This is a genomic window from Polymorphospora sp. NPDC050346 (genome assembly GCF_040655695.1).
In the GTDB taxonomy this organism is placed as follows: Bacteria; Actinomycetota; Actinomycetes; order Mycobacteriales; family Micromonosporaceae; genus Polymorphospora; species Polymorphospora lycopeni.
The window spans coordinates 26851-41184 of record NZ_JBFAKM010000013.1 but is presented as its reverse complement, the minus strand read 5'-3'; the positions used below and the strand labels follow the sequence as shown (position 1 = coordinate 41184).

The window sequence follows — 14334 nt, the reverse complement described above, 5'->3', positions numbered from 1 at the left end:
CTTTCCGATGGGCGGCGGTCCGGTGGATGAGTAGCGGTGCTCATTCTGGCTGGTACCGCCCACCCGGTGACCAGCGAGGTTAGCCGGGACAGGGCTCGGGTAGACCAACCGTATGGCCACGAAAGCCCAGCCCCGGGGGCGTCGGGGCACCCACGACCGGCCGTACACGGCGCTGAACCTGCGACTGCTGCTGGCCGGTTTCGGTCTGGCGATGAGCGCCGTCCTGGCCCTTCTGGCCGCCCGTTCGGACGTGCCGTGGCTGGCCGTGGTGCTGGCCTTGCTGGCCGCGGTCGCGGCGATCGACCTGGTCGTCGTGCAGCGCCGCCGCCGCGCCCGCCGCCGCGAGGATCCCGGGGGCAACTACTCGCTGTTCGAGTGAGGAGCACGACGTGTCGATCGCCACGACCAATCCGGCCACCGGACAGGTGCTGAAGACCTTCGACCCGATGACGTCCGAGCAGGTCGACGCCGCCATCGGCCGGGCCGCCGCCGCGTTCGACACCCTGCGTCGTACGTCCTTCGGGCAGCGGGCGCGGTGGCTGACCGCCGCCGCCGACCTGCTGGACGCCGAGCGTGACCAGGTCGCCCGGCTGATGACGACCGAGATGGGCAAGACCCTGGCCGCCGCGAAGGCCGAGGTCACCAAGTGCGCCGACGCGGCCCGCTTCTACGCCGCGCACGCCGAGGCGTACCTCGCCGACGAGCCGGCCGACGCCGCCCAGGTCGGGGCGGTCAAGGCGTACGCCCGCTACCGGCCCATCGGGCCGGTACTGGCCGTCATGCCGTGGAACTTCCCGCTCTGGCAGGTCATGCGGTTCGCCGCCCCGGCGCTGATGGCCGGCAACGTCGGCCTGCTCAAACACGCCTCGAACGTGCCGCAGACCGCGCTGTTCCTCGACGAACTCTTCCGCCGGGCCGGCTTCCCGGCCGGCGCGTTCCAGGCCCTGCTGGTCGGCTCGGACGCCGTCGAGCCGATCCTGGGCGACCCGAGGGTCCGCGCCGCGACGCTGACCGGCAGCGAGCCGGCCGGCCGGGCCATCGCCGCCGCCGCCGGCCGGCAGATCAAGAAGACCGTGCTCGAACTCGGCGGCAGCGACCCGTTCGTGGTCATGCCGTCGGCCGACATCGCGCTGGCGGCGCAGGTGGCGACCACCGCCCGCTGCCAGAACAACGGCCAGTCGTGCATCGCCGCCAAGCGGTTCATCGTGCACGCCGACGTCTACGACGCGTTCTGCGACGAGTTCGTCGCCCGGATGTCGGCGCTGAAGGTCGGCGACCCGATGGCCGACGACACCGACGTCGGGCCGCTCGCCACCGACCGGGGCCGCGACAGCGTGGAGGAGCAGGTCGCCGACGCGGTCGCCAAGGGCGCCCGGGTGCTGTGCGGCGGCCAGCGTGGCGAGGGCGGCGGCTGGTGGTATCCGCCGACCGTCGTCGCCGACCTGCGCCCGCCGATGCGGATGTGGGCCGAGGAGGTCTTCGGGCCGGTCGCCGGCCTGTTCCGGGTGACGTCGTACGACGAGGCCGTCGAACTGGCCAACGGCACCAGCTACGGGCTGGGCGCCAACGCGTGGACGACCGACGCCGGCGAGCAGGAGCGGTTCGCCGAGGACCTCGACGCCGGCAGCGTCTTCGTCAACGGCATGACCACCTCGTACCCGCAGTTGCCGTTCGGCGGCGTCAAGAACTCCGGGTACGGCCGCGAACTGTCCGCGCACGGCATCCGCGAGTTCTGCAACGTCAAGACGGTGTGGGTCGGCGAGGGGAAGTCGGCCGGAGCCGGCGCGGGCGCACACAGCGAGTGAGGTGGCCCGGCCGACTCGCCTCCACCGGGGCGTTTCGGGCAATACGCTCCACCCATGCACGTGCTCGTCGACGCCGTCGTGCTGCTCGGCACCGCGGTGCTGGGCGCGGCACTGGCCCGCCGGCTCGGCGTGCTCGCACCGATCCTGCTCGTCGTCGTCGGGCTGGCCCTGTCGTTCGTGCCCGGCTTTCCCGACGTACGGCTCGACCCCGAACTCGTCCTCATCGGCATCCTGCCGCCGCTGCTCTACGTCGCCGCGCTGGAGACCTCGGTGCCGGCGTTCCGCTACAACCTGCGCCCGATCCTGCTGCTCGCCATCGGCCTGGTCATCGTCACCGCGTTCACCGTCGGGTTCGTGCTGCACGCCCTGCTGCCCGACGTACCGTTCGCGGCCTGCGTGGCGCTCGGCGCGGTCGTCGCGCCGCCCGACGCCGTCGCCGCGACCGCGGTCGCCCGCCGGATCGGCCTGCCCCGACGGATCGTCACGATCCTGGAGGGCGAGAGCCTGATCAACGACGCCTCCGCGCTGGTGCTGCTACGGGTCTCGATCGCCGCGATGGCCGGCACCGCCGTCACCGTCGGCGAGATCGCCGTCGAGGTCGCCCGCGACGCCGGTGGCGGGGTACTGATCGGGGCGGTCGCCGCCGTTCTCATCGGCCGCGTCCACCGGGCGATCAAGGATCCGCTGCTGGACAACGCGCTGTCCCTGCTCACCCCGCTGGGCGTGGCGCTGATCGCCGAACTGTTGCACGCCTCCGGCATCGTCGCCGTCGTCGTCGCCGGGCTGGCCCTCGGCCACAAACTGCCGGTCCTGCTCTCGGCCGCCTCCCGGCTCCAGATGCACGCCTTCTGGCGGCTGGTCAACTTCCTGCTCGAGGGCCTGGTCTTCCTGCTCGTCGGGCTCCAGTTGCGGGAGATCGTCCGGGACATCGACACGGCACCGGTGACCGCCACCGTGGTCACCGGGGCGGTGCTGGCCGCCGTGCTGGCCATCCGGTTCGTCTGGGTCTACCCGGCCACCTACGTGGCCCGGCTGGTGCCCCGGATCCGCCGCCGCGACCCCCGGCCGCCCGCGAAGGTGCCGACCCTGATCGGGTGGGCCGGCATGCGCGGCGTGGTCACCCTGGCCGCCGCCCTCGCCCTGCCGATGAGCCTGGCCGGCGGTGCGCCGTACCCGCGCGGGCTGTTCATCTGGATCGCGTTCACCGTCATCGTGGTGACCGTCGTGCTCCAGGGGGCGAGCCTGCCGGTCGTCGCCCGCCGGCTCCGCCTCGAACCCGACGACCCGACCCAGGACGCGCTGGTCGAGGCCGAGGTGCAGAACCATGCCGGCCAGGCCGCCCGGGAACGCCTCGACGCCTGCGCCGACGGCGCCCCGGCGGGCGTCGTCGACCGGCTGCGCGGGCTGGTCGACGAGCGCACCAACACCGCCTGGGAACGCATCGGCGGCGGCGACCGGGAGACCCCGTCGGCGGCGTACCGGCGACTGCGGCAGGAGATGATCGCCGCCGAACGGGACGTCTTCCGGACCGCCCGCGACGAGGGGCGGATTCCCGAGGAGGTCCTGGTCCGCACCCTGCGCGACCTCGACCTCGAGGAATCCCTGCTGCGCGAGAGGACCCCGTGATGACCTGCGCCCACCTGGCCGAGGCCGGCGCACCGCGGCCGCAGACCACGCAGGGCTGCCAGGACTGCCTGCGCGACGGCAACACCGACTGGGTGCACCTGCGGCTCTGCCTGACCTGCGGGCACGTCGGCTGCTGCGACTCGTCGCCGTACCGGCACGCGACCGCGCACTTCCAGGAGTCCGGCCACCCGGTGATCCGCTCGTTCGAGCCGGACCAGTCGTGGCGCTGGTGCTACACCGACCAGATGCTGGGGTAGCCGCCCGCCGCCCCCTTGTGCCGCTGGCGCATCATGACGCGATGATGCATGTACGACGCCGCGACAACCGGCGGCGGCGCAGGAAGCGCGACTGGCTCGACGGCTGCGACGTATGTAGCTGCGACTTCCCGTCCTGCAATTTCGGCCTCTTCTCCGGCCTGCTCCTGCTCGGCTCGGCCACCGCCGGGGCCGCCGCCCGGGTCCGGCCGACCCGGGCCCGCCGTCGCCCGCCCGTCCCGGCCCGACCGGGTACGTCCGCGGCAGTGCGGCCAGGCCCATCCACCACGGCGCGGACGTCACCGGCTTTCCGGTCCGGGATGGTCGACCGGGCCGGCCTCGCCGCGATCCGCGGCTACCGGCGGTGGCTGTCGCACCGGCTGCCGACCCGCTGCCGGTTCACCCCGACGTGCAGCGCGTACGGGCTGGCGGCGGTCGACCGCTTCGGCCTGGCCGTGGGCGGCGAGCTGGCGGCGGCCAGGGTCCGCCGGTGCCGCCCCGACGTGCCGTACGGCACCCCCGACCCGGTCCCGCCGGCTCACGGCTGACTGTGAGCGGCGGGGCCGGTTCATCAGTGGTGAGCTGATGCGGGTGGTAGCAGGCGTGACCCTTGCTCTGACCGGCTTCGTGCCTTGGGCTCGACTTGTCCGTCCGCTACCCCCTGCGCCGGCCTGGCGGGTGGCGTTTGGCCTGGTCAGGAGCTTGACCGTCAGTCAGCGGCTGGCGTGTTTCGGCACAGTGGTGAACTGCTCGCCGGGCCGGGCAGCGCTCAGGGCCGCGGGCCTGGGCCGTGGAAGGCACCGCCCGCCGTGCCGCGGTCGAAGCCAGCACCGCCCTGACCTTGCTACGCGACCTCGCCCGCCACATCCGCACCCCAGCCGCCTGGCGCACCACAGGAGCGTCCCGCCCCGGCTCTCGGCCGCCGTGCCGGCCCGGTCCACCCGACCACCCGGAGGCCGAATACCACTGTCACGCCCCACAGCGAATTCGCTGTGCGTACGCCGAATTCGCTGTGAACCACAACACCAGAGTTCTTCCCCGGCAAACCGCCAGGCACCCGTGATCATCAGTTGCCCAGCAGCTCGACACGCCGTACCTACAACGGCGGAACAACTAACGATCACCACGCACCCCCACGTCACGAAGGACGTGGGGGCGGTGGCCGGTTGACGCACCACAGGAGCGTCTCCCCGCCCCTACGCAGCAGCCCGCCCCCGCGTAGCCCGCCCGCCGCGTTGATCAAGGGGATCTTTCGGGTTAAGCCGGACACGATCCCTGGCAACTAGTCCTTGGTCAACGCGGCGCGGGCGCGGGCGCGTGTGGGGCCGTGCGGGCGTGCGGGGCGGGGCGGGGACGCGGGCGGGGTTTGGTGGGTCAGGTGGTGCAGGGGGTGGCGTTGAGGGTGAAGAGGGTGGGGGAGGGGGTGGCCAGGGTCGGATTGGTGGTGGCGTTGAAGCCGAAGGTCACCGTCCCGCCCGCCGGGATGCGACGGTTGTAGGTCTCGTTGCGGGCGGTGACCGTGGCACCCTGCTGGGTCACCCCGGCCATCCACGCCTCCCGGACCTTCTGCGCGCCGCTGAAGGCGAAGCCGACGGTCCAGCCGTCGACCGGCGCCGTACCGGTGTTGGTGATGGTGACCTGCGCGGTGAAGCCGCCCCCACCGTGCCAGATGCCGTAGTTGACGTAGCTGACCCGGCACGTGCTCGGCGCCGGCTGCTCCGCCGCGCCCTGGTCGGCCAGAAACGACGCCATCCAGGCCAGCGCCGAGTTCCAGTTGATGGCGACCTCGTTGGTGGCGTACGAGGCGATGTCGTCGACGTAGCAGAACATCGGCGCGCAGCCGGCGAGCAGCTGTGCCGCGAACGGGTCGTCGAGGCTGGCGTTGGCGCCGCCGGCGATCGATCCGTCCGGCGGGTTCGGTGAGGCCGGGTCGAGCTGGTTGCCGAAGATCCGGCTGTGCTGGTTGCGGGACGCCTTCTCGCCCCAGCCGGTGACGTACGACTGGTTGAGCGCGTTGCGGCCCAGGATGTAGTCGATCGTCTGGACGGCCGCGTCGCGGTATCCGACGTCGCCGGTGAGGTCGTACGCGGTGGCCAGCACGACCCCGTTGTTGAGGATGTTGCCGTTGCCGCCCCAGAAGTAGCTGCCGGCCGCGCCGGGCAGCGGCAGCCCGTACGCCTGGCCGGCCTGGGTGGCGCGGTGGGCGTCGGCGGCGGCGACCACGGAGGCCCGGATCCGGTCCCGCTCGGCGCTGGGGAGTCCACTGGGGACGGTGGCCAGGTCGAGCCGGCCGAGCGCGGCGGTCGAGGGCCAGCTGAAGCCGTTGGCGTCGAACACGTCGCCGGTGTGGTGCGGCGACGCGGTCAGGTCGGCGAGGTAGCCGGCCTCGCCGGTGGTCAGGTAGAGCTGGGCCGCCGCCCAGTAGAACTCGTCGCTGACGTCGCCGTCGCTGTAGGCGCCGCCGCCGTTGCCGTCGTTGGGGTCGGCGTACCGGGTGGGGTTGGCCTTGGCGGCCGCGTACGCCGTCTTCGCCGCGGTCAGCGCGCGGGCCGCGAACGCCGCGTCGTACGGGGCGTAGAGCCGGCCGGCGTGGGCGGCGGTGGCGGCGAGGTTGAGCGTCGCCGCGGTCGACGGCGGGTGCAGCTCGCGCAGTTCGGGGTCGTCCTCGGGGGCCAGCGGCATCCCGGTCCAGTTCCGGTCGTGGATCTTGTGGTGGGCCATCCCGGCCAGCGGCTTGCCGGCCGGCACCTGCATGCGCAGCAGGAACTCCAGCTCCCAGCGGGCCTCGTCGAGGATGTCCGGTACGCCGTTGCCGCGCTCGGGCACCCGCAGCGTGGCGTCGCCGAGCGCGGCACCACCGCCGGCGCTGGCCGCCGTCTTGGTCCGCTCGAAGGCGCTCAGCAGCTGGTAGGTGGCCAGGCCGCCGTTGACGACGTACTTGCCGTGGTCGCCGGCGTCGTACCAGCCACCGCGTACGTCGAGCCGGTAGTCGCAGACGCCGGGCTGGCACGGCACGTCGACGTCGCCGCGGTTCGGGGCGACACCGAGGTGTCCGGCCGGTCGGGCGTACTCGGCACCGACCAGGTCGCCGTCGATCTCGATCCCGCTGCGTTGGACGTAGAAGAACTGCAGCGCGTCGGAGCGCAGTTGGTCGTAGAGGTCGCCGGTGATGTCGAACGGATGGCTGGTCTCGCCGTCGGCGGTCAGCCGGTAGCCGGTGCCGGGCGCGGTGTGGCCGGTGAACGTGATGGTGTGCACGTTCTGCGCCGACGCCTGGTCGACGCCGCGCGGGGTGGTGGTGCCCTGCGCGACCACGGTTCCGGCGGCGTCGGCCAGCGTCCACGGCAGGGCCTCGGCGGCGGTGACCAGGGTCGCGTGCTTCGGGCCGCCGGGCAGGTAGCCGACCTGGTTCACCCGCACGCGGGGGCCGGTGTCCGGCTCGTACGGCGGCTCCTCCTCGCCGCCGCGCAGCGACACGTTGTCGAGGCAGACCGTGTAGTCGTGCGGGTTGGCGCCGATCTGGAAGGCGACCTGGCCGCGTTCGGTGTCCTCGGTGACGGTGAAGGTGTATTCGAACCGCTGCGGCTGCGCGGTCAGCGCCACGTCACGGACCAGGAACGACGTGTACGGCTCGCCGCCGAGTTGCACGGTCGTCCGTACCGTCGCGCCGGGGTCGGCCGACGCCTCGAAGGACAGCGCGTACGTCTCCCCGGCGATCAGCGGTACGTCGTTCTGCCCGATCCCGCCGTCCCACGGGTTGACCAGTCCGCCGGGGGCGTCGGCGCACAGCCGCCCGTCGACGATCCCGCTCGACGTGGTCCCGTACGTGAACCAGCCGGCGGTGCCGTTGCTGAAGTCGCCGTTCTCGATCTGCTCCGGCGGCTCCTCCTGGGCGGTGCCGGGCGGACCGGCGGGGTGCGGGGCGGTGGGGTTGGCGCCGGCCGGGGCGGCGGCCACGATGAGGACGAGCGCGACGGCGGTGGCGGTGCCGGCGAGGGTCGTGGCGGTGCGCCGGGGGCGGCTTCGGGGACGGTTTCGGGTGCGGGGCACGGCGGTCCTTCCGGTGGCGGGGTGGTGCCCGCGACGGCCACCGACGGGCCCGACCGGCGGCCGCGGGCGGCAAGAGCTGGGAGCGCTCCCAGTCCCCGTCCGATGTTGCCAGCGCATTTCCGACCTGTCAATCGACGTTACTGGATGTGCGCCGACCGAGAGGGGAGCCGGGTGTTTTATCCGATTTCATATGTGAGATGTCCTCGATCGACAAGACGCACGGTGATTCACTAGAGACATGGTGGCCCTCCTACTGGCAGGCTGCCTGCCATGACCCTGAAGCTGCGTTCTGCGGCGGTGAGCGACCGTGGACTGATCCGGAGCGCAAACCAGGACTCCGTCCACGCCGGCCCGTTCCTCGTCACCGTCGCCGACGGGATGGGCGGGATGGCGGCCGGTGACCTCGCCAGCGAGATCGCCATCGCCGCCGTCACGCCGCTGGACGTGCCCACCCCCGACGACGGGCTCGTCGACGCGTTGCGCGGGGCGGTCGAGTTGGCCGGCGAACGGATCCGGGCCGCGGTGGTCGAGGACCCGGGGCGCGAGGGGATGGGCACCACCCTCACCGCGCTGCTGATGTCGGCGACCGGCACCGGCCTGGCCCTCGCGCACGTCGGTGACTCGCGCGCCTACCTGCTGCGCGGCGGGGTGCTGGAGCAGGTGACCAGGGACGACACGTTCGTCCAGATGCTCGTCGACGAGGGCGTGATCACCCCGGAGGAGGCGATGAACCACCCGCGCCGGGCCGTGGTCACCCAGGCCCTCCAGGGTGATCCGGTCGTCCCCGCCTACACCGTCAGCGCCCCCCGGGCCGGCGACCGGTGGCTGCTGTGCAGCGACGGACTGTCCAACGTCGTCCGTGAGGGCACCCTCGCGGAGACCCTGAACGGCTATCCGGACCCGGAGGAGTGCGCCCGCCGCCTCGTCGACCTGGCGCTGCGCGCCGGCGGCCCGGACAACATCACCGTGGTCGTCGCCGACATCGTCGAATGACCCCGCGACCCCGGGGACGGACCGCCGGTCAGCCCCGGCGCGGGCGGGTCCGCCCGGTCGGCTCGGCCGTGGTCGGATCCTCCGGCCACGGGTGGCGCGGATAGCGGCCGCGCAACTCGGCCCGCACCTGCCGGTAGCCGGTGCGCCAGAACGACGCCAGGTCGCGGGTCACCGCGACCGGGCGGCCGGCCGGCGACAACAGGTGCAGCAGCACCGCAACCCGGCCGTCGGCCAGCCGGGGCGCGTCGGCCCAGCCGAACGTCTCCTGGAGCTTGACCGCGAGCACCGGGGCGGCCGGATCGGTGTAGTCGACCCGGACCCGTGACCCGCTCGGCACCGCCAGCCGCTCCGGCGCGACCTCGTCCAGTCGGGCCGCCTGCGGCCAGGGCACCAGCCGGCGCAGCGCCGCGGCCACGTCGATCCGGGCCAGGTCGGCCCGCCGGACCGCGCCGGCCAGTTCCGGGCCCAGCCAGGCGTCGACCCGGTCGAGCAGCGCCGCGTCGTCGACCGCCGGCCAGGGCTCGCCCAGTGCCAGCCGGCAGAACGCCAGCCGTTCGCGCAGCGCCCGCGCGGCCGGTGTCCAGGTCAGCAGCGTCAGCCCCGCGCGCTCCAGCCCGCCGCGCAGCGCCGCGCCGACCGCCGCCGGGTCCGGCCGGGCGATCGGCCGGTCGGCGAGCACGATCGCGCCGAGCCGCTCCACGTCGCGGGCCACCACGTCGCCGTCCACCCAGCCGACCTCCCGCTCCCGGCTCAGTTGGGCCGCGCCGGCCTCCCGGGCGGTCGCCTCGTCGATGGCGGCGGCCAGCCGGATCCGGGCGCCGCCGCGCCCGGGGGAGCGGTCGGCCACCGCGATCGCCAGCCACGGCGTCCCGGCCAGGCCCGACCCGGGCGGCAGGTCCGCGGCGGTGCCGCCGGCCATCAGGTACGTCGTGGTGGCGCCCGGCCGCAGCCGGGCCAGCCGCTCCGGGTACGCGAGCCCGACCAGCAGCCCGGCGGCAAGATCGTCGGTGACCGGGGTGTCGGGGGCCGGGTGGTCGGGGTCCGGTGTGCCGGACCCGAGTGCGGTGGTCAACCGGCGTACCTCGGTGCGCCACCGGGCCGTCGCCGCCTGGTCGGCGCCGGTACGCAGCCGCCGCCAGGCGGTCACCAGGTCGTCGCCGGAGCCGGCCGGACCCTCGTCGGACAGCAGCGCGACGACCTCGGCGGCCCGCCGCGCGCCGATCGTGCCGGCCCCGTCGAGCAGTGCCCGGGCCAGCCGTGGATGCGTACCGGTGGCGGCGATCGAGCGCCCGCGCGGCGTGACCCGGCCGTCGGCGTCGACCGCCCCGAGCGCGGCCAGGGTGGCCGTGGCGACCCGCAGCGCGCCCTCCGGCGGTGGGTCGGGCAGGGCCAGCCCGGTCCCGTCCGGGGCGCCCCAGCAGGCGAGTTGCAGCGCGAACCCGGTGAGGTCGGCGACCGCGACCTCCGGCTCGGCGTGCGCGGGCAGCCGCTCGTGCGTGGCCGCCGGCCAGCAGCGGTAGACCCGGCCGGGCGCCTCCCGACCGGCCCGGCCGGCACGCTGGGTCGCCGCCGCCCGCGACGCCGGTACGGTCACCAGCGCCCCGAGCCCCCGCGCGTGGTCGGTACGCGGCACCCGGGCCAGCCCGGCGTCGACGACGACCCGGACCCCGGGAACGGTCAGGCTGCTCTCGGACACGGCGGTCGCCAGGATCACCCGGCGGCGGGCGGCGGCCCGCAGCGCGGCGTCCTGCTCGCGGCCGGACTGCCGGCCGTGCAGGGCGATCACGTCGACGTCGCCACGCAGGTCGCCGAGCCGGCCGGCGACCGCCGCGATCTCGCCGGCGCCGGGCAGGAAGACGAGCACGTCCCCGGTGTCGTCGCGCAGCGCCACCCGGACGGTGGCGGCCACGTGGTCGAGCAGGCGCGGGTCGACCCGCAGCCCGTGCGGCGGGTCGACCGGGCCGGGCGGTGCCCAGACCACGTCGACCGGGAAGAGCGCCGACTCCGCCACCACCACGGGGGCCGGCCGGTCCGGGCCGAGTACGGCGGACAGCCGCCGGGCGTCGGCGGTCGCGCTGGTCGCCAGCAGCCGCAGGTCGGGCCGCAGCGTGGCGCGTACGTCGACGGTGAACGCGAGCGCCAGGTCGGTGTCCAGGTGCCGCTCGTGGCACTCGTCGAGCAGCACGACGTCGGTGCCGGGCAGTTCGGGGTCGCGTTGCAGCCGGCGTACCAGGACGCCGGTGGTGACCACCTCGACCCGGGTGCGCGGGCCGACCCGCCGCTCGCCGCGCACGGTGTAGCCGACGGTGTCGCCGACCTGTTCGCCGAGCAGGTCGGCCATCCGGCGGGCGGCGGCGCGGGCGGCGACCCGGCGCGGTTCGGCGACCACGACCCGGCCGGCGCCGGCCAGGGCCAGCGGCACGAGGGTCGTCTTGCCGGTGCCGGGCGGGGCGACCAGCACGGCGCTGCCGGCCCGCTGCAGTGCCCCGGTCACGGCCGGCAGCACCGCGCGGACCGGCAGATCGGGCATCCGGGCGCTCAGCATCCGTTCATTGTCCCGGATGCCGATACGGCCACTTCCCACGCTATGGGCACCCCCAGGTCAGTCCGGCCCGAATGTAACCAGCTGGTTACCGGGCTTGCACATCTGTCCACATGGGATGCATCCTTCTTGGCGGCGTCCGGTCGTGACATACCGTATCGAGAGGAGAACTGTGCTACTCGCCGATGAGTTCTTCCTCATCGCCCACGACGACGCCACCGGAAAACCCCGCTTCAACCCCGGTGCCACGGGGATCGGGCTGGCCGCCGCGCTCCTCGGCGAACTGCTCCTCTTTGGACGGATCACAGTGGAGTCGGGCGAGCTGACCATCGTCGACCGGCGCCCGCCGCCCGACGCCCTCGCCCACACGGTGCTCGACCAGTTGGCCGGCGAGGCACAGCACCGGCAGATCCGGCTCTGGATCGACTTCCTGCGGCACGGCGCGGCCGGCTCGGTCGGTGAGCGGCTCGCCCGCTCCGGCGTCGTACGCCGCCACGAGTTCCGGCGGCTGCTGCGTACCACGACCGCCTACCTGCCGGTCGACATCAACGCCGCGGCGTGGCCGGCGACCCGGCTGCGGGCCCTGGTCGACCGCGGCGAGGCGGCCGACCAGGCGGACCTGGCGCTGCTCGGCCTGGTCGGCGCCACCAACCTCACCCGTGAGGTGCTCTGGCACGGCCGGTCCGAGGCGCAGCGCCTCGTCGACCGGTTGCTCACCGACCTGACCCCGCCGCTGCGCGAACTCGTCGCGCACACCGAGGCGGCCGTCGGAGCGGCGGTGCTCAGCCACCGCCAATAGATCCGCCGCAATGGACATCCGCAGTCCTCCCCCGTAAACGGAGCAGTCCAATGACCCTGAGCACAACCCGGAGCCGCCCGAGCAACGTCTCGTCCGCCCTCGCCCGCAACCGGCTGGGCATCCCCTCCGTGATCTTCTTCGTGCTGTCCGCCGCCGCCCCGCTGACCGTGGTCGCCGGCCTGGTCACCACCGGGTACGCCGTCACCGGCGTCACCGGCATCCCGCTCGCCTTCCTTGTCATCGCCGTACTCCTCGGCCTGTTCTCGGTCGGCTACGTCGCGATGGCCCGCCGGGTCGCCAACGCCGGCGCCTTCTACGCCTACATCGCCCGTGGGCTCGGCCGGCCCTTCGGCGTGGGCGCCGCCTGGGTCGCCCTGATCGCCTACAACGCGTTGCAGGTCGGCCTGTACGGCGCCATCGGTGCCGCCGCCGCACCCGTCATCGACCAGTGGTTCGGACTGCGGACCGAGTGGTGGGTCGTCGCCCTCGTCGCGTGGGCCGTCGTCGGCGCGCTCGGCGTGCTGCGGGTCGACGTCAACGGGATGGTGCTCGCCGTACTGCTGCTCTCCGAGATCGCGATCATCCTCGTCTTCGATGCCGCGAACCTGCTCCGGCCGGCCGGCGGGCAGCTCACCTTCGACACCCTCGCGCCCGGCAACCTCCTCGTCCCCGGCGTCGGGGCGATCCTGGTGCTGGCCACCACCGGCTTCAGCGGCTTCGAGTCCGCGGTCGTCTTCAGCGAGGAGAGCAAGGACCCCGGACGGACCGTGCCGGTCGCCACGTACCTGTCGGTGGCGATCATCGGCGGCCTCTACGCGCTGTCGGCGTGGGCGATGACCGTCGCGACCGGTCCCGGCCGCATCGTCGAGGTCTCCCGGGCCGAGGGCACCGAGGTCATCTTCAACCTGGCCGGGGCCCGGCTCGGCGAGCCCATCGTCCATATCGGACACGCGCTGTTCCTCACCTCGCTGCTCGCCGCCATGATCTCGTTCCACAACACCACCGCCCGGTACGCCTTCGCGCTCGGCCGCGAACGGGTCCTGCCGGCCGTCTTCGGGCAGACGTCCCCGCGTACCGGCGCCCCGCGCGGCGGCTCGGTGGCCCAGACCGCGCTCGGGCTGGCCGTCATCCTCACGTACGCCGTCGCCGGATGGGACCCGCTGGTCCAGCTCTTCTTCTGGGGCGGCACGGTCGGCGGGTTCGGCCTGCTGCTGCTGATCACCGCGACCTCGGTGTCGGTGGTGGTGTTCTTCGTCCGGCAGCCGTCCGGCGAGCCGCTGTGGCGGCGGGTCTTCGCGCCCGGCCTGGCCGCCGTCGCGCTGGCCGTCATCGCGCTCACCGCGCTGGCCAACTTCGCCGACCTGCTCGGTGTCGCCGCCGACTCGCCGCTGCGCTGGATCTTCCCGTCGGCCTACCTGGTCGCGGCCCTGGTCGGCACTGCCTGGGGCCTGGTGCTGCGCGGCCGGCGGCCGGACGTGTACGCCACCATCGGGCTCGGCGCCGAACGCGCCACCGCGCTGCTGCCGCTCCAGCGGGCCGGCGCCGGCGGGGCGCCGCCGGGCGACCGGACCACCCCGGCCGACGGACCCCCGAGCGCCGACGAACGGGCGGGCACCGACGATCGGGCGAGCACCGGGACGACGCGGTGAGCGGCCCCGCCCCCGAACGGCCCGCGGCCGACGAGGCGCCCGCCATCGCCGCCCTGATCGCCGAGGCGTTCGCGCCGCTACCGGTCTCCGGCTGGCTGGTGCCCGACCGTGCCACCCGCCGGGCGGTGCTCGCCGGCAACTTCGAGATCCTGGTCGAGTACGCCCTGACCTTCGGCCTGGTGTACGTCACCGGCGACCGGTCGGCGGTCGCGGTGTGGTTCCCGCGCGACGGCGAGCCGCCACCACCCCCGGTCGACTACGAGGTCCGGGTGGAGCGGGTCTGCGGGGAGTGGACCGACCGGTTCCTGCACCTCGACGACCTGTTCGACGCCAACCACCCGCACGAGGCACACCACCACCTGGCGTTCCTCGCCGTGGCACCGGCCCGGCAGGGCACCGGCAGCGGGTCGGCGCTGCTGCGCCACCACCACGCCCGGCTCGACGCCAAGGGCATGCCCGCCTACCTGGAGGCGAGCAGCGCCCGCAGCCGCGACCTCTACCGGCGGCACGGCTACGCGGTCGGCGAGCCGTTCCGGGTGCCCGACGGCACCCCGTTCTGGCCGATGTGGCGGCGCCCGCAGCCACCGCCGGCCCGCTAGCCACCGGCGGCGTTCCC

At 74.2% G+C, this 14334-nt stretch carries 11 protein-coding genes; 9 read left to right on the top strand and 2 right to left on the bottom strand.

Translation table 11 applies throughout. The annotated features are described in order from the left end of the window. Nucleotides 1-112: 112 nt before the first annotated feature. From AB0I42_RS15745 to yidD, 5 genes are all read left to right on the top strand, one after another. Nucleotides 113-379, top strand: coding sequence for a DUF6343 family protein (locus AB0I42_RS15745; RefSeq protein ID WP_357537904.1), 267 nt, complete (start codon nucleotides 113-115; stop codon nucleotides 377-379). A 10-nt stretch (nucleotides 380-389) separates the two neighbouring features. Next, nucleotides 390-1805: an NADP-dependent succinic semialdehyde dehydrogenase gene (locus tag AB0I42_RS15740; RefSeq protein ID WP_357537902.1), complete on the top strand. Its 1416-nt coding sequence runs from the start codon at nucleotides 390-392 to the stop codon at nucleotides 1803-1805. Between the two features lie 54 nt (nucleotides 1806-1859). Then, entirely contained in the window at nucleotides 1860-3431 is a 1572-nt protein-coding gene (locus tag AB0I42_RS15735; RefSeq protein WP_357537900.1) for a Na+/H+ antiporter, read from the top strand. Next, complete coding sequence (locus AB0I42_RS15730; protein WP_357537898.1) at nucleotides 3431-3688, top strand: UBP-type zinc finger domain-containing protein; 258 nt, start codon at nucleotides 3431-3433, stop codon at nucleotides 3686-3688. The genes AB0I42_RS15735 and AB0I42_RS15730 overlap by 1 nt, the downstream gene beginning before the upstream one ends. Before the next feature lie 317 nt (nucleotides 3689-4005). Beyond that, nucleotides 4006-4233, top strand: a complete 228-nt coding sequence (gene yidD, locus AB0I42_RS15725; RefSeq protein ID WP_357537896.1) for a membrane protein insertion efficiency factor YidD — start codon at nucleotides 4006-4008, stop codon at nucleotides 4231-4233. Between the two features lie 826 nt (nucleotides 4234-5059). Here yidD and AB0I42_RS15720 read toward each other — a convergent pair. Then, on the bottom strand, nucleotides 5060-7735 hold the full coding sequence (locus AB0I42_RS15720) for a glycoside hydrolase family 9 protein (RefSeq protein ID WP_357537894.1): 2676 nt from the start codon (nucleotides 7733-7735) through the stop codon (nucleotides 5060-5062). Nucleotides 7736-8005: 270 nt separating this feature from the next. Here AB0I42_RS15720 and AB0I42_RS15715 point away from each other — a divergent pair, with 270 nt between their 5' ends. Further along, nucleotides 8006-8728, top strand: a complete 723-nt coding sequence (locus tag AB0I42_RS15715; RefSeq protein ID WP_357537893.1) for a protein phosphatase 2C domain-containing protein — start codon at nucleotides 8006-8008, stop codon at nucleotides 8726-8728. A gap of 28 nt (nucleotides 8729-8756) precedes the next feature. Here the strand turns inward: AB0I42_RS15715 and hrpB are convergent, their stop codons facing one another. Further along, nucleotides 8757-11273 carry an ATP-dependent helicase HrpB gene (gene hrpB / locus AB0I42_RS15710; protein ID WP_357537891.1) on the bottom strand — a complete coding sequence of 839 codons (2517 nt, stop codon included), beginning with the start codon at nucleotides 11271-11273 and terminating at the stop codon, nucleotides 8757-8759. Between the two features lie 169 nt (nucleotides 11274-11442). Between hrpB and AB0I42_RS15705 the strand changes: the two genes are divergently transcribed. The 3 genes from AB0I42_RS15705 to AB0I42_RS15695 are packed head-to-tail and all read left to right on the top strand — an operon-like array spanning nucleotide 11443 to nucleotide 14317. Then, entirely contained in the window at nucleotides 11443-12069 is a 627-nt protein-coding gene (locus AB0I42_RS15705; protein ID WP_357537889.1) for a GPP34 family phosphoprotein, read from the top strand. A 50-nt stretch (nucleotides 12070-12119) separates the two neighbouring features. Next, nucleotides 12120-13718, top strand: a complete 1599-nt coding sequence (locus AB0I42_RS15700) for an APC family permease (RefSeq protein ID WP_357537887.1) — start codon at nucleotides 12120-12122, stop codon at nucleotides 13716-13718. A 44-nt stretch (nucleotides 13719-13762) separates the two neighbouring features. Then, nucleotides 13763-14317: a GNAT family N-acetyltransferase gene (locus AB0I42_RS15695; protein WP_357538148.1), complete on the top strand. Its 555-nt coding sequence runs from the start codon at nucleotides 13763-13765 to the stop codon at nucleotides 14315-14317. Nucleotides 14318-14334: the final 17 nt, after the last annotated feature.

Excerpts from the sequence above, each read along its gene's own strand:
- AB0I42_RS15700 (WP_357537887.1), top strand. The coding sequence starts at position 12,120 with ATGACCCTGAGCACAACCCGGAGCCGCCCGAGCAACGTCTCGTCCGCC.
- AB0I42_RS15735 (WP_357537900.1), top strand. The coding sequence starts at position 1,860 with ATGCACGTGCTCGTCGACGCCGTCGTGCTGCTCGGCACCGCGGTGCTG.
- AB0I42_RS15745 (WP_357537904.1), top strand. The coding sequence starts at position 113 with ATGGCCACGAAAGCCCAGCCCCGGGGGCGTCGGGGCACCCACGACCGG.
- AB0I42_RS15715 (WP_357537893.1), top strand. The coding sequence starts at position 8,006 with ATGACCCTGAAGCTGCGTTCTGCGGCGGTGAGCGACCGTGGACTGATC.
- hrpB (WP_357537891.1), bottom strand. The coding sequence starts at position 11,273 with ATGCTGAGCGCCCGGATGCCCGATCTGCCGGTCCGCGCGGTGCTGCCG.
- yidD (WP_357537896.1), top strand. The coding sequence starts at position 4,006 with ATGGTCGACCGGGCCGGCCTCGCCGCGATCCGCGGCTACCGGCGGTGG.
- AB0I42_RS15730 (WP_357537898.1), top strand. The coding sequence starts at position 3,431 with ATGACCTGCGCCCACCTGGCCGAGGCCGGCGCACCGCGGCCGCAGACC.